Source organism: Paenibacillus sp. IHBB 3054 (assembly GCF_051594305.1).
Taxonomy (GTDB): Bacteria; Bacillota; Bacilli; order Paenibacillales; family Paenibacillaceae; genus Paenibacillus_AQ.
On the sequence record NZ_JBOFBG010000013.1, the window covers coordinates 120,765 to 141,301 of the forward strand.

The 20,537-nt window shown below is 49.8% G+C and carries 16 protein-coding genes and 1 other annotated feature; of the genes, 6 read left to right on the forward strand and 10 right to left on the reverse strand.

The window, feature by feature from the left end:
• The first annotated feature begins 121 nt into the window (after positions 1 to 121).
• The 3 genes from ACQ76X_RS16535 (at position 122) to ACQ76X_RS16545 (ending at position 3,263) form a co-directional block, all read left to right on the forward strand.
• Complete coding sequence (locus ACQ76X_RS16535; RefSeq protein ID WP_438495058.1) at positions 122 to 1,012, forward strand: carbohydrate ABC transporter permease; 891 nt, start codon at positions 122 to 124, stop codon at positions 1,010 to 1,012.
• Entirely contained in the window at positions 1,012 to 1,848 is an 837-nt protein-coding gene (locus tag ACQ76X_RS16540) for a carbohydrate ABC transporter permease (protein ID WP_438495059.1), read from the forward strand. Before ACQ76X_RS16535 ends, ACQ76X_RS16540 begins: the two co-directional genes overlap by 1 nt.
• 107 nt (positions 1,849 to 1,955) lie before the next feature.
• A complete protein-coding gene (locus ACQ76X_RS16545) occupies positions 1,956 to 3,263 on the forward strand; it encodes an ABC transporter substrate-binding protein (RefSeq protein ID WP_438495060.1) in 1,308 nt (435 codons plus the stop codon).
• Between the two features lie 109 nt (positions 3,264 to 3,372).
• On the opposite strand, the gene ACQ76X_RS16550 is transcribed toward ACQ76X_RS16545, so the two are convergent.
• The 3 genes from ACQ76X_RS16550 to ACQ76X_RS16560 all read right to left on the reverse strand — a co-directional run bounded on the left by ACQ76X_RS16550 (position 3,373) and on the right by ACQ76X_RS16560 (position 8,708).
• Positions 3,373 to 4,641, reverse strand: a complete 1,269-nt coding sequence (locus ACQ76X_RS16550) for an Nramp family divalent metal transporter (protein ID WP_438495083.1) — start codon at positions 4,639 to 4,641, stop codon at positions 3,373 to 3,375.
• Positions 4,642 to 5,052: 411 nt separating this feature from the next.
• The gene (locus tag ACQ76X_RS16555; RefSeq protein ID WP_438495061.1) at positions 5,053 to 6,756 is read right to left on the reverse strand and encodes a glutamine--tRNA ligase/YqeY domain fusion protein; all 1,704 of its coding nucleotides are present in this window, start codon (positions 6,754 to 6,756) and stop codon (positions 5,053 to 5,055) included.
• Positions 6,757 to 6,844: 88 nt separating this feature from the next.
• Positions 6,845 to 7,102 (reverse strand) — a binding site (T-box leader).
• Positions 7,103 to 7,151: 49 nt separating this feature from the next.
• Positions 7,152 to 8,708 (reverse strand): tetratricopeptide repeat protein, encoded by a 1,557-nt coding sequence (locus ACQ76X_RS16560; protein WP_438495062.1) that lies wholly within the window; start codon positions 8,706 to 8,708, stop codon positions 7,152 to 7,154.
• A gap of 157 nt (positions 8,709 to 8,865) precedes the next feature.
• Between ACQ76X_RS16560 and ACQ76X_RS16565 the strand changes: the two genes are divergently transcribed.
• Positions 8,866 to 10,065 (forward strand): oxalate decarboxylase family bicupin, encoded by a 1,200-nt coding sequence (locus ACQ76X_RS16565; RefSeq protein ID WP_438495063.1) that lies wholly within the window; start codon positions 8,866 to 8,868, stop codon positions 10,063 to 10,065.
• A 65-nt stretch (positions 10,066 to 10,130) separates the two neighbouring features.
• Here the strand turns inward: ACQ76X_RS16565 and ACQ76X_RS16570 are convergent, their stop codons facing one another.
• Positions 10,131 to 11,243, reverse strand: a complete 1,113-nt coding sequence (locus ACQ76X_RS16570; protein WP_438495064.1) for a WG repeat-containing protein — start codon at positions 11,241 to 11,243, stop codon at positions 10,131 to 10,133.
• A 174-nt stretch (positions 11,244 to 11,417) separates the two neighbouring features.
• Between ACQ76X_RS16570 and ACQ76X_RS16575 the strand changes: the two genes are divergently transcribed.
• Both ACQ76X_RS16575 and ACQ76X_RS16580 read left to right on the forward strand, forming a co-directional pair.
• Positions 11,418 to 11,576, forward strand: a complete 159-nt coding sequence (locus tag ACQ76X_RS16575) for a hypothetical protein (protein WP_156130961.1) — start codon at positions 11,418 to 11,420, stop codon at positions 11,574 to 11,576.
• A gap of 227 nt (positions 11,577 to 11,803) precedes the next feature.
• A complete protein-coding gene (locus tag ACQ76X_RS16580; protein WP_341096506.1) occupies positions 11,804 to 12,865 on the forward strand; it encodes an LLM class flavin-dependent oxidoreductase in 1,062 nt (353 codons plus the stop codon).
• A 124-nt stretch (positions 12,866 to 12,989) separates the two neighbouring features.
• Here ACQ76X_RS16580 and ACQ76X_RS16585 read toward each other — a convergent pair whose 3' ends face one another.
• The 6 genes from ACQ76X_RS16585 to ACQ76X_RS16610 all read right to left on the reverse strand — a co-directional run bounded on the left by ACQ76X_RS16585 (position 12,990) and on the right by ACQ76X_RS16610 (position 20,484).
• A complete protein-coding gene (locus ACQ76X_RS16585) occupies positions 12,990 to 13,412 on the reverse strand; it encodes a macro domain-containing protein (protein WP_438495065.1) in 423 nt (140 codons plus the stop codon).
• Between the two features lie 36 nt (positions 13,413 to 13,448).
• A complete protein-coding gene (locus tag ACQ76X_RS16590; RefSeq protein ID WP_438495066.1) occupies positions 13,449 to 13,856 on the reverse strand; it encodes a DUF7674 family protein in 408 nt (135 codons plus the stop codon).
• Positions 13,857 to 13,896: 40 nt separating this feature from the next.
• A complete protein-coding gene (locus tag ACQ76X_RS16595) occupies positions 13,897 to 14,814 on the reverse strand; it encodes a copper amine oxidase N-terminal domain-containing protein (protein ID WP_438495067.1) in 918 nt (305 codons plus the stop codon).
• A gap of 574 nt (positions 14,815 to 15,388) precedes the next feature.
• Entirely contained in the window at positions 15,389 to 15,706 is a 318-nt protein-coding gene (locus ACQ76X_RS16600) for a GNAT family N-acetyltransferase (RefSeq protein ID WP_438495068.1), read from the reverse strand.
• Positions 15,707 to 15,862: 156 nt separating this feature from the next.
• Positions 15,863 to 17,233 carry a hypothetical protein gene (locus tag ACQ76X_RS16605; protein WP_438495069.1) on the reverse strand — a complete coding sequence of 457 codons (1,371 nt, stop codon included), beginning with the start codon at positions 17,231 to 17,233 and terminating at the stop codon, positions 15,863 to 15,865.
• Between the two features lie 194 nt (positions 17,234 to 17,427).
• Entirely contained in the window at positions 17,428 to 20,484 is a 3,057-nt protein-coding gene (locus tag ACQ76X_RS16610; RefSeq protein ID WP_438495070.1) for a glycoside hydrolase family 2 TIM barrel-domain containing protein, read from the reverse strand.
• Between the last annotated feature and the right edge of the window lie 53 nt (positions 20,485 to 20,537).

Below are 20,537 nucleotides of genomic sequence, written 5' to 3' on the forward strand. Positions count from 1 at the left end.
GCCCTTTTCCTCCTGCAATATAATCCACCTTTATAATCATCAAATTGAGTGTTGATGACTCCTGCCTCTTCCTATAATGAGGGTATGAACCCGTTGAAAAACTATACAAAGGAGATTCCATATGAGAAAAGCTCTGCGTTTGCAAAAAGGCTGGGGACAGCAAATCGTTTTCCTCGGACCCTGCCTGCTCTTCTTCCTGACCATTGTGGTCACACCCTTCTTTCTCGGCTTTTATTATTCTTCCACCGACTGGAACGGGCTGGATCTGGACAAAGCGGTCTGGACAGGCGCCGCCAACTGGAAACGGATTTTTCTGAATGATGATAAGTTCTGGGAATCCCTGCTCTTTACCCTTCGCTTCACGATAGTGTCCGTAGTTGCCGCGAATGTGCTGGCACTTTTGCTGGCCTTCCTGCTGATGACGACACTGAAGACCAAGAAATTGCTGCGTACCATCTTCTTTATGCCCAATGTAATCGGCGGTATTCTGCTAGGATACATCTGGCAGTTTATCTTCACCAAGGGCTTCGGGACAATCGGCGAAATCACCGGAATCTCCTTCTTCCAGCTGCCTTGGCTCGGTACGCCCAGCACTGGCTTCTGGGGCCTTGTCATCGTATTTGTGTGGCAGACTGCCGGGTATATGATGGTTATTTATATTGCCTCGCTAGCCGGGATTCCGAAGGATCTGATTGAAGCGGCCAAGATCGATGGCGCCCGCGCACCCCAGCTGTTCAAAAGCGTCTATGTGCCTTTGATCATGCCGGCCATCACGATCTGCCTGTTCCTGACCACATCCAATGCCTTTAAAATGTTCGATCTCAACCTGTCGCTGACCAAGGGCGGACCGGGAACCTCCACCCAATCGCTCGCCTATAACATTTATGCGGAAGCGCTGATCAACAACCGTTACGGTCTCGGCACAGCCAAAGCGCTGCTCTTCTTCGCTGCTGTTTCACTGATCACCGTTACTCAGGTATGGATCACTAAGAGAAAAGAGGTGTCGGCATAATGAACAGCAGCAGATACCGCCCCGGAAATTTCATTCTGGAAATTGCCGCCATACTCCTGGCCCTTGTCTTCCTGTCTCCGTTCTACCTGGTGCTTAGCAACTCTGTTAAAGGGCTTAAGGAAATTCTGACTGATGCTGCATCGTTTCCGCAGGTTTTTATGTGGAGCAATTATTCTAAGGTCTGGGACGCCATAGACTTCCCGCAGGCTTTCTGGAATTCTCTGCAGATTACCATCCTTAGTGTTATCTTTATTGTTCTGTTCAGCTCCATGGCCGCTTATCAGATCGTTAGAAAGCCGTCGCGCTTCAATTCCTTTGTCTTCCTGCTGCTCATCTCAGCGATGATTATTCCCTTCCAGTCGCTGATGCTGCAATTGGTCCGGGTAACCAGTATCCTGGAGCTGCGCGGGGAACTTTACGGTATTGTCGCTTGCTATCTGGGGTTCGGGATGCCTCTGTCAGTCTTCCTGTTCCACGGCTTTATCAAAACCGTGCCCTTTGAGCTGGAGGAAGCGGCCCGGGTCGACGGCTCCAATCCTTACGGCGTTTTCTTCAAAATCGTCTTCCCGCTGCTGATGCCAATTATTGTTACTGTAATTATTCTGAACACCCTTTGGATCTGGAATGACTACCTGCTGCCTGTGCTGGTCATCGGCGGTAATAAGGATCTGACTACACTGCCGGTAGCTGTAACCAAATTCTTCGGGCAGTACACGAAGAAGTGGGATCTTGCGCTCGCGGGACTGGTCATGGCCATTACACCGATCCTCCTGTTCTTCCTGACGCTGCAGCGTTATATTGTTGAAGGAGTAACTTCAGGATCCGTAAAGGGATAAAAGGGTTGCAACAATATCCACTTTTTCGAGCAAAATATTAAGTGTAAGTGTAAGGTCATATGCATTACGATCAAGTTGTAGGAACCACAGACCAGGGAGGTTATTCTATGAAAAGAAAGTTCGCGTTTGTTATCGCAACCGTTTGCACACTCATTATCGCAGGTTGCGGCAATGGCGGCAATACTAATTCCGGGAACAATGGAACCGCTACCAACGCCCCGAAAGAGTCAGCAGCGACTGAGGCGACCAAAGCTCCTGCCAAAGATGTGACGATCAAAATGTTCCAGTTCAAGGTCGAAATTGCCGAACAGCTGAACACATTGGCTGAACTGTATGAGAAAGAAACCGGAGTCAAGGTTGAAGTCGAAACGCATGGCGGCGGCGAAGATTACGGCGCATTGCTCAAAGCGGAAATCGCTTCAGGCTCGGAACCGGAAATTTTCAATAACGGCGGCTACACCGCTCTGGTTCCTTACATGGACCGCGCTACCGACTTGTCAGACCAGCCTTGGGCCGCAAAACTGATCCCTACCTCCAAAACTCCTGCTACTGTGGACGGCAAGCTGTACGGCATGCCGATGAACGTCGAGGGCTATGGCCTTATCTATAACAAGGATCTGTTTACCAAAGCTGGTATTACTGAAGAACCAAAAACACTGTCCCAGCTTAAGGACGCTGCCGCGAAGCTGAAAGCTGCCGGCATCACTCCATTTGAAGCAACCAACGAATGGTGGTCCATGGGGATGCACCTTGTGAATGTTGGTCTTGCCCACCAGCCTGATCCGAAGAAATTTGTCGATGATGTCAAAGCCGGTACGCAAACCTTTAAAGGCAATGCCGTGTTCGAGCAATGGCTTGATCTGGTGGATGTAATCTTCGATAACGCCCAAGATAACAAAATGACTACTGACTATGCGACTCAGGTTGCTGATTTCGCCTCCGGCAAAGCGGCAATGATGATGCAGGGCAACTGGACTCAGGGTGACATCGACAAGATTGACCCTGCACTGAACCTTGGCCTGCTACCGCTACCCATCAGTGATGAAGAAGGCACCATTCTGGTAGGAGTACCTAATAACTATGTTGTAAACAGCAAATCCGCGCATCCGGAAGAAGCCAAAGCATTCCTGAACTGGCTCGTATCCTCGGAGACCGGCAAACAATATTTGACGAAGGAATTCAAGTTCATTCCGGCTGAAACGGATATTGAAACAGCTGCAGAAGATATCGGCCAGGTTGCCGTTGCGGTCCAAGAAAAATCCGCAACTGCACTCGGCTGGAACTGGGATATGTTCCCTGACGGAGTAACTCAGGGCTTCGGCGCTGCGATGCAGGAATATCTCGGCGGACAAATTGGCCACGATCAGCTCCTGGAAAAACTGGATAAATCCGTACAGGATATCGTGAAGCAATAATCAGCGTAAAGCTTATACATCCTTATGTACAAAAAGCCCCGCCTTCCGGTGTGCTGTCAGGTTATACCTGACAGTCGCGGGGGAGCGGGGTTTTGTCTGATTCTGCCTTTTAGATGAACATTTCAACAATCAGGAACAGATTGAGCGATACGACCAGCGCAGAGATGATCCAGCCCAAGATCGTAGTGATCCGGTGGTTGACCAGCCCCTTCATAATCTGGCGGTTGCTGGTGAAAATAACAAGCGGGATCAAAGCAAAGGCTATCCCGAAGGACAATACTACCTGGCTCATCACCAGTGCGCGGGTCGGATTGATGCCAAAGGCGATAATCGCCAGCGGAGGAATAATCGTAATCGCCCGCCGCAGATACAGGTTGATTCTCTTATTAATGAATCCCTGCATAACCACATCACCGGCCATTGTCCCAACCGAAGAACTCGACAGCCCTGCGATCAAGAGTCCAAGGCCGAACGAAACTGCCGTTACCGGACCGGCCAAATGGCGGAACTGCTGGAAGGCCACATCCAAGTCTTCAACTACAAGCCCGTTCTTAAAGAAAAGGGCAGCGGCAACGATCACCATCGCCATATTCACAGCACCGGCAATAACCATCGCAATAACGATATCGATCATTTCCAGCTTAAAAATCTGTTTTTTCTCTTTTTCGTCAATCCCGACCACACGGCTCTGTGTCAGTGAAGAATGAAGATAAATCGCATGCGGCATGACCGTTGCCCCGAGAATCCCTGCTGCCAGCAGGATGCTGTCCACACCCTCGAATGCAGGGGTGAATATTCCGGTGATTACTGCTCCGGCATCCGGCTTAGCCATAATGACCTGGAAAGCAAAGGCTAAGACGACGATCAGCACCATCGAAGCAATCCCGGCCTCAAGCGTCCGGTAACCACGCCGCTGCAGCTCAAGAATAGCGAATGAACCGACAGCGGTAATTATTGCGGCAGGCAGCATCGGTATCCCGAACAGCAGATATAGTCCAAGGGCTGCCCCGATAAACTCCGCCAGGTCCGTGGCAATAATGACCAGCTCGCTTTGTATCCATAAAAAAATGGAAGCGCCCTTCGGGAAGCGTTCGCGCGCCACTTCCGGCAGATTCTTTCCGGTAGCTATGCCAAGCTTGGCGGATAAGGACTGTATCAGCACGGCCATTAAATTCGATGCGGCAATGACCCATAACAACAGGTAACCGTATTTCGATCCGGCCGTAATGTTCGTGGCGAAATTCCCGGGGTCCAGATATGCTACTGAGGCAATAAAGGCCGGGCCCAGAAACGGAAGGAGTCTCTTCAATCCTTTGACGTCCCCGTTAAGTACAGCTTGTGCTGAAATTGTATTCTTATGCTTAGGATTATTTATCATTTTGGGTGTTTCCACCACGTTTTGCTCGATCATTTCAAACCCTCCTCTTGCCCGGAAAAAGTTGTCTTCACACATGAAAGTTTCCCTGGTGCAACATTTAACTTATTTTTATTATAATCTGCTTAATGAAAAATGTAAATGTAATTTCCATGGAATTTTCCAATAAAACTATTACCTATTCTTAACTCAAATTATTGTCCGGCAATCATAATTAATCATATGTACCATAAGCCCAGTAAGTGAGCCTCCACTGCAAAGCGGATTTTGGGTATTTTGCGGAGCTTCCACAATATAAGATTCCACAAGTGGAAACGGATAATTTATAGCGTGAAGCACATAAATTCTTGAATTTTAAAAAAACGGGCAAGATTCAGGGTGAAATCCCCTGTTCTTGCCCGCTTCCTCAAAGAGCTATTTCTTCCCCTTCCAGCTATCCTTCAGTGGAACAATTCTGTTGAATACCAGCCGGTCTCCGCCGCTGTGCTTGCTGTCGGCACAGAAATATCCATGACGCATAAATTGGAATTTCGCCTCCGGCAATGCCCCTTCCACAAATGGCTCCAGCAGGCAATTCTTCAGAAGCTTCACCGAATCCGGGTTAATGACATCTCCCCATGTCTCGGTATCGCCCTTAGGACCATCGTTGTCTTTGAGCAGCTTCTCGTACAGATATACATCTGCCCGAATGCCGTGACCGGCAGATACCCAGTGGAGCGTTCCTTTCACTTTCCGCCCGTTAAAGCCGCTTCCGCTCTTCGTTTCAATGTCATAGGTACAGCGCAGCTCAGTGATCTCCCCCGTTGCCGCGTCCTTGACCACTTCATTGCATTTGATAATGTAAGCCCCCTTCAGCCGCACCTCTCCGCCCGTCGTCAGACGGCGAAAGCCCGGAGACGGTTCTTCCATGAAATCCTCCCGCTCGATATATACGACTCCGGAGAAAGGGACCTTTCTTGTGCCTAGCTCTGGATTCTCACTGTTGTTATCTATCTCCAGCAGCTCAAAATTCTCTCCGGCTTGCCCGGCATAATTGGTGATCACGACCTTTAAAGGATCAAGCACCGCCATTACACTAGGCGCTTTGGCTTTCAAGTCCTGTCTCAGGCTATGCTCCAGCATCGAGAAGTCAACCATTGTCTGATTTCTGACCATGCCAATCCCCAACACAAAGCTCTTGATGCTCTCCGGCGTAAACCCTCTTCTCCGCAGTCCGCGAAGCGTGGGCAATCTTGGATCATCCCAGCCTTCCACATAATTGCCGACAACCAGCTGCCGGAGATAACGTTTGCTGGTGACAACACCGGTCAGGTTAACCCTGCCGAATTCCCTTTGTTTGGGCGCCTCGGGGGTCTCCAGCTCATTCAGCACCCATTCGTACAACGGCCGGTGATCCTTGAATTCCAGAGAGCACAAGGAATGTGTTACGCCTTCAATAGCGTCTTGAATGGGATGGGCAAAATCATACAGCGGATAAATGCACCACGCCTCCCCTGTCCGGTAATGTTCGGCATGAATGATTCTGTACAGTATGGGGTCCCTCAGATTGATGTTGGGCGAGCCCATATCTATTTTGGCCCGCAGCACCCTGGACCCGGAAGGATACTCCCCGTTTCTCATTCCGCTGAACAGCCTCAGATTCTCTTCCACCGTGCGCTCCCGGTAAGGGCTGTTCGTTCCCGGTTCGGTTAAAGTCCCCCTGAAGGCGGTGACCTCCTCAGGAGACAAATCACAGACATAGGCTTTGCCCTTGCGGATCAAGGCAATCGCGCTGCTATAGATTTGTTCCGAATAGTCGGAGCCGTAATAAAAATGCTCTCCCGGGCTGCAGCCCAGCCACTCAATATCTTCAATGATGGCCTTCACATACTCCATATCTTCTTTCAGAGGGTTGGTATCATCAAAGCGCAGATTAAATACTCCATTGAATCTGCGGGCCATGTCATAGTTGGTATGAATCGCAAACGCGCTGCCGATATGAAGATACCCGTTCGGCTCCGGTGGAAACCTTGTGCAGACCGCTCTGCTGTAGACACCGCCTTCCACATCTTCCCTGATCAGTTTCTCCATATAGTTCTCTTCGTTCTTCTCTTCTGGCGTCTCATTTACATTACTCATAGCTAAACCCTCCTGTGTGTGTGCAATAACCGCTCCTAAACAGTAATTCTGCGCAACAAAAAAGAACCTCACCTCCAAGACTTTGCGTCTTGGGGACGAGATTCTCGCGGTACCACCCCAGGTTTATTAATATGTCGCCATATTAAACTCATCAAGTACGGCATTGCTGAAAGCAAGGCTTATACTCTAGCTCTGTAACAGGAGCACCTGTCGTACCATCCCCGGCTGCCGGTTCCGATACGCCGCTCAGAGGCATGTTTCAACAAAACATTCCCTGCCCCTTTTCAGCATCCGGGGCTCTCTGTGAAGGAATGAAATTATCTACTTTTCTCATCATCGCGTGTCATTATTTTGTATAGAATACCAAACAATCCCTGCCCCTGTAAAGGGGCGGCTTACCCCTCACTGAGCGCGGCCAGCAGGTCCAAGGCTTCCTCATGTTCCGGCTCCAGGACCAGTGCTTTGCGTGTATAATCCAGTGCCGCCTCCAGATCCTCCAGCTCATAGCTGCAAATCGCCAGGCAATAGAGCACTGTAATTACCGGCTCTTCATCACTCTCATGAAGCGAGCGTTCCAGGAACATGCGGGCATCGCGGTACATATCCATTTCAAACAGCAGCAGTCCGCTATCCAGCGCCAGATCATACCTCTGGGGCATTGGGTAATATCCTGCCCACATCTGCTGTATACCATGCTGGAGATCCAGCAGTTCTTCGTCATTCGCATCCTCCAGCAGGCTGGAAATACGCTCAGCGCTCTGGATGAACAGCTCAGCATCATATCCGCCAAGACGCCAGAAAGCGAGAATTTGCTGCAGCCCGATGCTATCGAAGTTCTGATCCACCCATACCTTCAGGCTGAAGAAGTCATCCGGTCCGAACCGGTCGACAAACCGCCGGTAAGCCAGCCGGGTATGCACATGGCTCGCTGGATCTTTAAGCTTCAGAATACAACCAACGTTCAGGTTCTTATAATGATGCGGGGTGAACAGCGAAAGTGCACCCTTTTGCTCAAAAAAGTACTGCATCGCGTGATAATTGGCCGTTAAGGAGATACTTCCGTGGTGCATCAGCTTAGGGGGCTCTGCAAACTCCCAGTTCTCCAGCCGGTGATCGCCCTTGTCGGCGGTCAACAGCAGAAAGCCCGCTTGGGACAGACTGTCCAGCCGTTCCATACAAGCCAGCGCCGTAGCCGGGAACAGAATATGGGTATCCTCCAGCTTCTCCCGGTAGTAGTCCGCCACCACGTGATACGGATACGACTTCTCTTCATACCCGGCTGCACGGCTGTAGTGATATTCCGGAATGATCCCCTTCAGCACCTCTGAAGTTCCCATCGACTCGGCTTCCTCCGGATACTTTAGGGAAACCTCGCATTCATAAATTTTGCCTTCGTCGATATAGAGCAGTTCTTGCTGAATGCTGTCAAAGAAATAGTTGGCGATTACCAGCAGCGGCTGCTTCAGTCCGCCCACCTGGATCACGTTGCCGCTGTGCGTCAGGTGCAGCTCGGTATCATGGACCGCGTCAAAGCGCGCGAAATCAAGGATTCCCTGCTGAACAAAAGGGATCAGGCCGGGATGCTGCTGCCAGCCGGCAATATTTTTGACAGGCAGATCGCTCATTACATATTGGAATGGAGGCAGCTTAATCCCCGCATAGTCGATCAATTCGCTTAGCTTCTGCAGTACCTGGAAGGCTAGTCTGCCAGCCCCCGCACCCATTTCCAGAATAATAACCGGCTCATCGGTCTGGCCAAGTGCATAGCGGTCTTGCAGGAAGCCGAAGATCATCTCAGCATAGGCTGTCCCGATCATCGGGTTGCTCGTAATATATTGCGGAACCTGGTCATTTTTCCAGGCTTGCAAGCCCAATTCTTCGTAATATGACCGCTGCAGCTCCCAAATCGGCGCTTCACTAAAGCGGTAGCGTTGTTGTTCGCTATTCGTCATGTTCTCTAAACCTGCTCTCTATAATTCTTGTTGAATATTAATAATTATATCCAATATCATGTCCAGTGTCCCACATTCCGCTGCCATTCATAAAAATCGGCTTCCTGCATATATATTCCCATTGATGTATTTTCGGATATGGAAAGGAGCTTAATCTATGGATTCCACTGAACAGGATTCAGCCGGAACAATGAAAATCCCCCAGCCGATAAGAAGCGACGGCGCAGGCAATATCGACCGCGGGCCGCGCGATATTATGCGGGACCGCGAGAATCCGGATATGTTCGTTCCTCCTTCCACGGACAACGGACTGATTCCGAATCTGAAGTTTTCCTTCTCCGATGCCCATATGCAGCTGAACTGCGGCGGCTGGTCACGGGAAGTTACGGTAAGGGAACTGCCTGTCGCCACGACTCTGGCAGCGGTCAATATGAGCCTGACGCCCGGTGGAGTGCGGGAGCTGCACTGGCATCAGCAGGCGGAATGGTCTTATATGCTGATCGGGAGCGCGCGGATCACCTCCGTGGATCAGAACGGCCGCAACTTCATTGCCGACATCGGCCCCGGAGATCTATGGTATTTCCCTCCGGGTATTCCGCATTCCATTCAAGGACTTGCCGAAGGCTGCGAATTCCTGCTCGTCTTTGATGACGGCAGCTTCTCCGATTTGAATACACTGTCGATCTCCGACTGGTTCGCCCATACACCCAAGGAAGTCCTGGCGGCGAATTTCGGCGTGCCCGTTGCCGCCTTTGACTGCATACCGAACGATCAGGTCTATATCTATCAGGATCAGGTGCCTGGTACAATACAGAGTCAAAAAGTGCAATCGCCTTATGGGGATATTCCGCTGAGCTTTAAACATCAATTATTGGCCCAGCCCCCGCTGAAGACCCCGGGAGGAAGTGTAAGAATCGTCGACTCCTCCAATTTCCCGATCTCCCGGACCATTGCCGCAGCACTGGTGGAGATTGAACCCGGAGCCATGCGGGAACTGCACTGGCACCCGAATAATGATGAGTGGCAATATTATCTTGCCGGGCAAGGACGGATGACCGTCTTCGGGGGAAACGGCGCAGCCCGTACCTTCAATTATAGAGCCGGAGACGTCGGTTATGTCCCTTTTGCTTATGGACATTATATCCAGAATACCGGCACAGACAGTCTCTGGTTTCTGGAAATGTTCAAAAGCGACCGCTTTGCCGACGTCTCCCTGAACCAGTGGATGGCCCTGACTCCCCATCAGCTGGTAAGCAGCAATCTGAATGCCGGGCCGGAGCTGCTAAATGCATTGCGTAAGGTGAAATGGCCTGTGGTGGAATATCCGGGCTACGGATTCCCGAAACGCGAGGAGTAACAACAAATAAGGAACGGCTAGGACAATGCTGTCCAGACCGTTCCTTATTATGCAGATTGATGATGTTATTTGGCCAATCCTTGTTTGGTCAGAATATAACCTGTTCCTTGAGCAGTCATCCCCACGGCATAGCCGCCACTGAACGATGAGGATTCTCCCGTATAGATAAGCTTGGTCAGCAGTTCGCCCTTGGTGTTGATGTAACCATATTTGTCTTTGGAATTGTCGGCCGGGTTGCTGATGCCAACTAAAGCTATGCCTTCTTTGAACGAAAAGGCTCTATTGTATTTCTGGTAGCCGATGACCAGCTTGCCTTGTTTATTGATGAAGCCAACTTTACCAGCAGGATTGTATACGCTGGCCAGGCCTTCACTGAAATCACCGGTATTCTCATATTGATAAGGAAGGCTAAGCTCGCCCTGCTTGTTAATAAATCCCCATTTGCCCTTCGCATTCTTCACAGACGCTAGTCCTTCTGAGAAGTCGCTTCCCTCTTTGTACTTAAATGGAATCACTGTTTTTCCCGCCGTATTGATATATCCGTACAGCCCTGCACTGTTCTTCACAAGAGCCAAACCTTGGGAGTATCCTCTCGCTTCGGTGTATTGATAGGGAATAACCAGTTTGCCGGAAGTATTGATAAATCCGATCTTCCCGTCCTTTGGCGCGTAAGCTAATGCCAGTCCGTCCGAAAAATAAAATTCCGAGCTATATTTCTCCGTTAGTGTAGTAACCACCTTGCCTGCCCGGTCAATAAGGGCTTCGCCCGCACCCTCAGCCAGCACCACATGGGCTACACCACCCGACAGATTTCCGGCCGATGCATATTGGCAGGGAATGGCTACAATTCCCTTCGTGTTGATATAGCCATACCGTCCGGTTGCCGAATCCTTCACAACAGCCCGCTGCTCAGCAAAGTCTGTTACTGGCACTATACCCTCCGGGAGGATAAAAGCCTGTTTGCCGGTACGATCATAATAAACAAGATCTCCATCGGCCTGCACTGCAAGCAGCAGCCCATGATGAAATTCTGCGTCACTGTTTGGCTTGGCGGTATCAAAGTCGAACGACGTTTGGGAGACATCAATCTGTGCCGGAGAAGGAGCTGCCCATCCGGTTCCTGCAATTGCGGTGGTAAGACTCAAAGTCAATAATGCCATTCCGATTCTTTTGAACATGTCTGAAAGCCTCCGCTTCCTTATTTTACCTAATATATAGACGTGTTGATTATGGAAAAAGTTTCGTTGACCGTTATGCAGCTTCTGGTGCATTCAATGTTTATTGGCCAAAGTGCTGTATGAATTATTTACCTCGTGAAGTACTAACCGCGTGTAGGAGCTCATATTCTGATAATGGGGAGCGAAGCAGCATCTTGGAGAGGAGATGCCGGTCCGAAGAGCCATTCTTTCACAGGAATGGAGGTCGGACTCATGAGTACAGATCAGCTCATTGCACTGCTCGTTCTTGTCATTATGATCGTACAGCTCGCCGTAAATAAGGGGAAATTCTAAAGAAATGCACTCCTGAATCCGCTTGCTGCCCGGGGTATTACTGGGCAGCAGGCTTTTTTTCTGATAAAAAGCCTGCCGGACACCGGACAAGCTTCTCGAACAGCGGTTAGCTCAAGCTCGCATTCGCTTAATCTGCACTTCCACAAAAATCCGCATCTTTTCACTTACTAAAGTTGAGAAACATTAAAAAGTATAGTAATATAAAGAGACGAAGGAGGCGGAGTGAAATGGCCCAAATGGAAAATAGTATGGAGATAGGAATCAGCACTTTTTTGGAAACTACGCCCGACCCGGTGACCGGCAAGGTGATGAGCCATGCGGAAAGACTGCGCGAAGCGGTCGAAGAAATTGTTCTCGCCGATCAGGTCGGCCTTGATGTATATGGAATAGGTGAGCATCACCGTGCAGATTACGCGGGCAGCTCTCCCGCAGTTGTACTCGCGGCAGCTGCGGCTATGACGAAGCAGATCAGATTGACCAGTGCTGTTACTGTTCTGTCCTCAGATGATCCGGTTCGCGTCTATCAAGCCTTTTCTACCTTGGATGGCATTTCGAACGGAAGAGCGGAGATTATGGCAGGCCGGGGGTCGTTTATTGAATCCTTCCCCTTGTTCGGCTACAGCCTGGAGGATTATGACGAATTATTTGAAGAGAATCTGGAGCTGCTGCTGGCAATCCGCGCATCAGAGAAGGTAACCTGGCGCGGCGGCCATCGTCCGGCCATCGATAACCTTGCAGTATACCCCCGCTCCGTTCAGGACCCGCTGCCGGTCTGGATCGCCACCGGGGGAAATCCGGAGTCGGCGATCCGCGCAGGGACGCTGGGGCTTCCGGTCGCTTTCGCCATCATTGGCGGAATGCCGGAGCGGTTTGCTCCGCTAGTAAAGCTTTACAAAGATGCCGCCGCACGCGCCGGACATGATCCTAGCAAGCTGCAGATTGCCACACATTCACACGGCTTTGTCGGGGAAACCACCGAGCAGGCCGCAGCCTTGTTCTATCCTTCCACCCAGGCCCAAATGAACGTCATTGGCCGTGAACGGGGCTGGAGCCAGCCATACAACCGCGCAGCTTATGATGATGCCCGCAGCCTGCGTGGAGCTCTATATGTCGGTGACTCCGAATATGTCGCTGAGAAGATTATTTTGCTGCATAAGAACCTGGGCGTTACACGTTTCTTCCTTCACGTCAATGTCGGCACCATGCCGCACCGTGAGGTCATGCGTGCCATCGAGCTGCTCGGCACCAAGGTTGCGCCAATCGTGCGCAAGGAGCTTGCCCGCGGGTAAGTCAATCCTAATAAGTTCTCATACAAAAGGGATGTCCGGTAAGCCAGGAAATACGTGGCCGCCCAGACATCCCTTTTTTTTGGGGTATAAGAATCCATCCTTATCAGCCGCCTACGGAATCAAACTACAATCTGCAAACAGTGATTTGTACAGGGGTATCACTAAATTCTTTCATTATAATCTCTTTTACTTTTTCCCATTGCAATTTATCCAGGCCGCAGCCAATTTCAGGCATAGCTATTTGATTGACGGCTTCCTGCAGACATATTTCCTTCATTGCTCTTAAGGACAACGTTAACGTATCATAAGTTGGCTTCTGCCAGTACTTTGACTTCGTTATCAAGTTAAACACTCTGTCCACTTTATAACATTCACCTACGAGTAATTCATTCCTGTTGGCCTTCTCTTGAAGGGAGGACAGCTTGAATCTTTTCCGAAACTGTACAGCAATTCCAGCCCCCATCTTAGCATCCGCTGAAATACAATGGGCCAGACAGTAATCTTCCGGCATTGAAAACAAGTCTTTCTTTATCTCCTGAAATTCCATCGGCATTCACTCCGTGCAAGGATATAGTCAAATCTATCAATTTTCAAACTCCGTATTATTTACTTTATTGTACTCTTCCAATAGCTCCTTGTACTTCCCTTCCTGCTGGCTTAACATCCACTCGAACAATGTTCGGACCGCTTCAAAAATATACGGCTTAATCTTATATGGAATAGCTTGCAGAGTCATCTCATCCTGAACTAAATGCTCATAGAAGCCGACACAAATTGCGTTATTCAAATACGGACTTCTCCGGTATTGGTTAAAACACCACTCCGCATAATTATAAATCTTATCTTGTTCTTTCCAATCCTTATTCCTATGTGCTTCAACAAGTCTATCTCCTAAGAACACTAATAAAGAATAAATCGAGTCCTCTTTTTCATTAAACTGAAACTTAATATCATAAAATAACTCAAGCCCTATTCTTCTCCAGGCACTCATGTATCACCTCTATTTGTATTCAGGTTCTGCTACCTTATCTTTAGGATTGTTCCCCGGGAATTTCCGAGATAAAATCCTTAGCTCCAGCCGGAAAAGATTTGGAAGCACTAAAAATCACATTACCCGCTTCGTCAAACGTACCGTATTTCACTTCCTCCATTTTCCACAGATCCATGAAATAATTAACCTTCCCGCTGTAATCAGGACGGGTTCCCCACTCTTCTCCATTGGGTTTCATCATATTAATCTTAAACGGGTTTCCGTTTCCGATCTGAAGTACCTCTTTCCCTTGCCATACCCCCCAGGCCGCTCCATTGATGACTTTATAATAGGTGGAGATACCTCTGTATTCATAGATAAAGCTATTGCTTTTCCCATATTGAAAATAATAAGTTCCGCCCGCTCCGCCTTCTTGATCCGGGATTAGGTCATCCTGCAGCGTAATACGCGGCAAATCAAGCGCTGCATTTCTGGACTTGACCAGATCAGCACTGACCGCATCCTTCAACAACTCTTGACTCGTCTTATAAATAACTACAGTTTTTGTTGGCGCATCCCATACCACATTTGCCTTAATCCCTTCCCCAATCCACCGAAAAGGAACATACACCGCTCCATCTCTGATTACAGGAGGCGTCTTAAGCGTTACCCGTTCCCCGCTTACAATTGCTTCCTTGCTGCCCACTGTTAATTTCAGACTATCCTTTGTTACAGAGTCAGTTACCGTGATAGTTTTGGTCTTGCTGCTCCAACCTACATTTACATTTGGAATAAAGGATACCGTACGAATCGGCACTAACGTAACATTGTTCACTACGATGGGCTTCTGATCCCCCGTCTGCACCCCGTTTATGTTTAGACGAAGTTCATTTTGAAGCGCAGCCGCCTGGACAGAGTGCATCGTAAATATAGTACACCCTATAAAAGTACAAATTAAGAGCATCATTTTTTTCTTCATTTTATCTTCCTCCGCAATTAGGTTTCATTATTTATAGACGCCGCTTAAAGGAAATTGTTTCTATAAATTCAAATAGTCCCGTTGCAGAAATTAATTTCACACGGAACTATTTTGACTATATAAATTGAATTTAAGGATTTTCCATTTTGGCGAGGACGTAACTACGGTGAATATTTGGACTTCCGGCCGCTGTTGTCCCCAGATTTCTTGATTTAACCCGCTAAATGCGGTGGAAATCCGGTGACAAAGGCGGTCGCTATCGCTCCTTCAGTTCCAAAATCCCCTCCGTTACTTTTGCCTTTTTGGATAGTATTAAGTTCATTCTATATAATTTGAGAAACGGCAGCAGCAATATCGCCTGCTGCCCTTCGTGCTTATGTATGATTAACCACAGAATCAATACCTTTCCATTCATAAACTAATAGGTTCAATTCAGAACCTGCAATCTTCACCTTTTCAGTTTTAATCCATTCAGCGCCAAAGGCTTCATAGAAGTAACGAGATTTGTTGCCCTCCAAAACCTCAACAAATACCCTGTTTATACTCAGCTTTTCAAATTGTAAAAATAGTATTCTTAACAGCTGCCTATCCCTAATCCCTGATATTGTTCAAGGATATAAATCGAGGTTAAGTCCGCTGAGTTTTCTACTGTGTTCGTTTCTCTTTTTCCGCCATCGGCAAATCCAATAATTTCCCCAAGATTATTTTCTGCTACAAAAACATAGTTATCATCTTTTGATAAATTCTTAATCCATAATTCAGTCCTCTGTTCATAAGACAACTTCTCCAAAAATTCGTCAGGTATTATATTTCTATAAGTGGTTCTCCAACAATCTACATGTACTTTTGCTATCCCTTTAGCATCTGAAATCTTGGATTCTCTAATAATCATTTCTAACCTCCTCCACCTCCGGGTATTACCATTCCTTCCAATTTTATTTAACGCATATTTTACCATGTTTTATTGGTGCAACAACCCATTTAGTCAGCTTCACTTAAGAACTATCAAAAAACCAGCCCTCAATGGGCTGGTTCGCTGCAAGGTTGGCTAATGGAACGACAGCCGCCCGCCAATTTGGCGGATATGGTTTACGTCGGCCCACAGAATAAAATAATTGTAGAACGTTCCCCCGATTTGTACTGGGCGGGGGTATCTTACGATGAGGGCAGCCTGTTTGTTCATCTCCGCGGGTTGATCCGCTGACGGAAAAATGAAGCAGGCCTCCTGCTTTTGTATCGTCGTCATGACAATCTGGGGAGAAGTTCCGTAAGGCATCAACGGATGAAAGGCTTCGGAACTGCATACCTCGGCAATCCGGTTGTCTGCTGAAATCGCGGACACCTGAAAAAAACCGCCGGGCCCTTCGTACCTCACTTCGCTGACCGGGCGCCAGTCTGAGGGATACGGAAAGGACACCCGGTACATGGAGTTTGTGTAGATGCTTTTCGGCACCCTGACACGAGGAGACCATTGCAGGGCGGTAATATGACCACCGCTGAGGACATTCACCGGCATCGGCGCTCTGATATCGACAATCCAGAGTTGAGTTGCTCTTCCTGCATTAGTGCATCCCGATAAATACGCGATTCTGCTGCCTTCCGGCGACCAGCTGACGGGAGTCGCGAAACAATCTGAAGCCGCTAACGTCTTTTGATGCTGACCGGTACGGCTGTCCATTTGGATGAGAGAATAATAATTCGGTGCCTTATAATCGGTTGCGCTATAAGCGATGGTTAGGGAGTCCGGGGACCATGCTGGAAAATAGTTTTTGGCGAGCGGTCCCCCTTCCAGTGTGTAGATGGTGCCGGTGGCCAGATCCACCGTGGAAATGATTGAGATGCTGCTGCCGGGAAACGTATAAAGCGCGAAGGCTCCGTCCGGGGAAAGCCGAACATCATGCAGCGGCCCCTCCGTATTCTGCGTGATTTGTCTCTTGTCTGTACCATCTGTCCGGATGCGGTAGAGCTGGGTGTTGCCGGTGGAATCCGGAGCAGCAAACAAAAGCTCCGTGCCCGAAGGGAACCATTGGACATCACTGGCGCCCGGCTCCGGGATGCTATTGCTGTTATGTGAGAATGTATCATAGATGACGATTCGCCCGTTTTTGACATACGCCAGAAATTTGCTGTCGGGGGACCAATCCAGCAGCGTGTAGGGTTCGATTTGGTCGATCCGGGCAGCCCTAAACGTGACGGTATCTATTAGGTAGACCACGTTGCCAACGCCAATGAAAGCGACTCTCCTGTTGTCAGGAGACCAATAAGGAACGGAAAACTCTGCACCCAGTCCCTTGGTAAGTTGAAAATTAAAACCGTCCTGCGGTCGGTACAGCCAAATGTCGAACGTTCCGGCGCGGTCCGACGTGTAGGCAATCCATCCTTGAACAAAATCATGAGGAACAGCTTGCATGGCCAACATCCTCTCCTGAGTCATCTTATCTTTCAAATGTATTCAGTGGAGGGCGATTAGGCTACAGTCCCGGACCGACGGTTTATTTATAGATTAGACCTCCGCCTTCATTGACCTCCTCTCTTCCAGAAAAAAAACACAACCGGCCTTGGTCCATGAATTCAGGACCAAGGCCGGTTTACGGCTTTAATAAGCCTAACGTGCTATTTCTCTTCCGTTCCCACGCTTGAAAGGAAAAACTCATATTCAAGACTTTGCTCTGCAGGGATGGTGTATTCCTTATATACTGGCGCGCCCCAGCTATCGTCTCCGCCTACGCCCATTTGTCTTCCTGCTACTGTCACTACGGTGTAATGAACCGCCGGAAGCTCGAACGCATGGCTGGCATGCTCCAGCTCGAACGCGGTATACGGCGACAAATTACATTCCACAGGCGCGGTTGCAGGGGCCGAGATTTGCAGGCCCACTCCCGATTTATCGGTAATCTTCACGCGGCGTACACCGGTGCGGTTACCGGATTCCTGCGGAACAAGGTAGCGGGACGGCAGCTCCTGTACGCTCCGGCTGAACACGCCAAGTCTGGCACCGTACGCACGGTCGATATAATTCTCTTCTGGTCCCATTGCATACCATTCCGTCTGGTCGTAGTCGGCCGGCATTTTGAAGGACAATGCCAGGATCGGCAGATCCGGAAGCCCGGCAGCGCCGTTGTAGCGGGTACGTACCCGTACCTTTCCGTCGCCGTAGACCGTATAGGCGGTTTGAACCGACAGCCCGGGATGGATGCTGAACCGGTAATCAAAGCTCACCGTAACTGCACCTTCCTCCTGTGCAAGGCTCACCCCTACACATTTACGCGACAGGCTTGCAGCATACCAGCATCCGGCATTGTATCCGAGATTGGTTCCTTTGTCGTTGTCGGTCGCCGCCCGCCAGAACAGCGGGGCCGGAGGAGCCGCAATCATTTCGCGGCCGTGGATGTTCAAGGACACCAGAGAACCAACCTGTTTAGAGAACAGCACGGTGAAGCCCTCGCCGAGGACGCCGATCTGTACATCCCCTTCCACAACCTTCAGTTCGCCGGCTGGCTGCTCCGCTTCAGCTTCCTCTTGCACTACAAAGACGGACTCTCCAAAGGCAATTTCATATCCGGCCTCAGCCCAGAGCTCCGCATCCTTCAGCAGCAATGAGGCCTGAATGCTGTATTCGCCCGGTTTCCCGTCTGCTTGCGGCAGCTCGACCGGCACCAGCACCTCGCTTTGCGGCGCGGCATTGACATCAATTGTCCAAGCGCCGAGCAGCTCGCCTTCACGATACAGCCGGTATTCCAATGCCAGATGTCCGGTTCCTGCGAACAAGCTCTCATTAATGAGCCGAATGCCTGTTTTACCAGGCTCCAGCTTGTAGTTCTGGTACAGGAATTTAACCTCCTGCATCTTCGGCGTCCACTGCCGGTCGGCGTAGACAATGCCATTGCCGCAGAAGCTGTAGTCCGTCGGACGGTCCTGGAAATCGCCGCCGTAAGCAAAATACTCGCGGCCATAGCGATCCTTAGTTATAATCGACTGATCGATATAATCCCAAATGAAGCCACCCTGGTACATCGGGTACTTATTCTCCAGCTCCGTGTACTTATGCATGCCGCCCACCGAATTGCCCATTGCATGCATGTATTCGCAGCTGAGATAAGGCTTGTCCGGATTGCTGTTCAAATACTCTTCGATATCCGCCGGTTTGGCATACATCCGGCTCTCCATATCGCTCGTGGCATTGTAATTACGGTCATAGAACACACCTTCATAATGGACAAGACGGCTATTATCGCGGCTGCGGAACCAATTCGCCACATCCAGAATGACCTGACCCGCATACGACTCGTTGCCGCAGGACCAGATTAGAATGGATGGATGATTCTTATCCCGTTCCAGCATAGACTCTGCCCGGTCCAGCACGATATCGCGCCAATTCGGATCGTTGCCGGGAATGTTCCACGAAGGCTCAACAGCCCCCATCTTTTGCCACGAGCCATGGGTTTCCAGATTCATTTCGTCGATGACGTAAATGCCGTATTCATCGCACAGCTCATACCATAGTGTTTGGTTGGGATAATGCGACGTACGTACGGCGTTAATGTTGCTGCGCTTCAGCGTACGGATATCCCACAGCATGTCCTCACGGGTAATCGTCCGGCCAGTGCGGCAGTTGAATTCATGCCGGTTGACGCCTTTGAATACAATCCGCTTGCCGTTGATGCACATCAGCTTGTTCTTCAGCTCGAACCGGCGGAACCCCGCCTTCTGGATAATCGCTTCAATGAGCTTCCCCTGTGCATCGAGCAGCGAGATGCAGAGCGAATACAGATACGGATTCTCTGCACTCCACGTCAGAACATCCGCAATGTCTCCAGACAAGGTCAGTTCACGTCCGCTGAACCCGCCTTCCGCACTCAGCCGGACCTGTCCTGCTTTATCCTTGAGCTCAATTCTAGCGCTAACGTTCTCCTGCGGAGTATCCAACAGCTGCATTTGAACATTCAGGCTTCCTTGCGTATAAGTATCGTCAAGCTCCGCCCGCACCGCGAGATCCCGGATATGTTGCTTCGGAACAGTATACAAATAGACGTCGCGGAAAATACCCGAGAACCGCCAGAAATCCTGATCCTCCAGCCAGCCTCCGGTACTGCGCTGGTATACCTCGACGGCCAGCTTGTTTTTGCCTGTACGCACATACGGGGTCAGATCAAATTCCGACGGCGTAAAGCTATCCTCGGCATAGCCGACAAAATCCCCGTTAAGCCAGACATAAAAAGCCGATTCCACCCCTTGGAAGGAGATATAGAGCGGTCCGTCCTCCAGGTTCGCCGGGAGATGGAATTCCTTCACATAGCTGCCGACCGGGTTATGCTCCTGCGGGATATGCGGCGGGCGGACATCACTTAGTCCATCCCACGGATACATCGTATTGACATATTGTGGCCGGCCGAAGCCCTGCAGCTGGATATGTCCGGGAACCTGGATGCTGTCCCATGCGGAGCAATTATAGGATTCCGCAAAAAACGACTCTACACGGCTGGCCGGATTCGGCGCATAGCTGAATTTCCAGCTGCCGTTAAGGCTATAGCGCATATCCATCGGCGCACCCGCCTCTGCCTTAGCCATGTCTGAATAATAACGGTGGTCCGAATGGGCCTCCAGCCGGTTCACCTTGAACACACCGGGGTCCTCCAGCCAGCTCAAACTTGGGGTAACTGCCAATTTCATTTCCTCCTTTAGAACGTGAACATAAGAAGGTTAGCTGCTTCATTCTTATGTTC

Coding starts and splice junctions, on each gene's coding strand:
- ACQ76X_RS16535 (WP_438495058.1), top strand. CDS start 122: ATGAGAAAAGCTCTGCGTTTGCAAAAAGGCTGGGGACAGCAAATCGTT.
- ACQ76X_RS16540 (WP_438495059.1), top strand. CDS start 1,012: ATGAACAGCAGCAGATACCGCCCCGGAAATTTCATTCTGGAAATTGCC.
- ACQ76X_RS16545 (WP_438495060.1), top strand. CDS start 1,956: ATGAAAAGAAAGTTCGCGTTTGTTATCGCAACCGTTTGCACACTCATT.
- ACQ76X_RS16550 (WP_438495083.1), bottom strand. CDS start 4,641: ATGATAAATAATCCTAAGCATAAGAATACAATTTCAGCACAAGCTGTA.
- ACQ76X_RS16555 (WP_438495061.1), bottom strand. CDS start 6,756: ATGAGTAATGTAAATGAGACGCCAGAAGAGAAGAACGAAGAGAACTAT.
- ACQ76X_RS16560 (WP_438495062.1), bottom strand. CDS start 8,708: ATGACGAATAGCGAACAACAACGCTACCGCTTTAGTGAAGCGCCGATT.
- ACQ76X_RS16565 (WP_438495063.1), top strand. CDS start 8,866: ATGGATTCCACTGAACAGGATTCAGCCGGAACAATGAAAATCCCCCAG.
- ACQ76X_RS16570 (WP_438495064.1), bottom strand. CDS start 11,243: ATGTTCAAAAGAATCGGAATGGCATTATTGACTTTGAGTCTTACCACC.
- ACQ76X_RS16575 (WP_156130961.1), top strand. CDS start 11,418: ATGGGGAGCGAAGCAGCATCTTGGAGAGGAGATGCCGGTCCGAAGAGC.
- ACQ76X_RS16580 (WP_341096506.1), top strand. CDS start 11,804: ATGGCCCAAATGGAAAATAGTATGGAGATAGGAATCAGCACTTTTTTG.
- ACQ76X_RS16585 (WP_438495065.1), bottom strand. CDS start 13,412: ATGGAATTTCAGGAGATAAAGAAAGACTTGTTTTCAATGCCGGAAGAT.
- ACQ76X_RS16590 (WP_438495066.1), bottom strand. CDS start 13,856: ATGAGTGCCTGGAGAAGAATAGGGCTTGAGTTATTTTATGATATTAAG.
- ACQ76X_RS16595 (WP_438495067.1), bottom strand. CDS start 14,814: ATGAAGAAAAAAATGATGCTCTTAATTTGTACTTTTATAGGGTGTACT.
- ACQ76X_RS16600 (WP_438495068.1), bottom strand. CDS start 15,706: ATGATTATTAGAGAATCCAAGATTTCAGATGCTAAAGGGATAGCAAAA.
- ACQ76X_RS16605 (WP_438495069.1), bottom strand. CDS start 17,233: ATGTTGGCCATGCAAGCTGTTCCTCATGATTTTGTTCAAGGATGGATT.
- ACQ76X_RS16610 (WP_438495070.1), bottom strand. CDS start 20,484: ATGAAATTGGCAGTTACCCCAAGTTTGAGCTGGCTGGAGGACCCCGGT.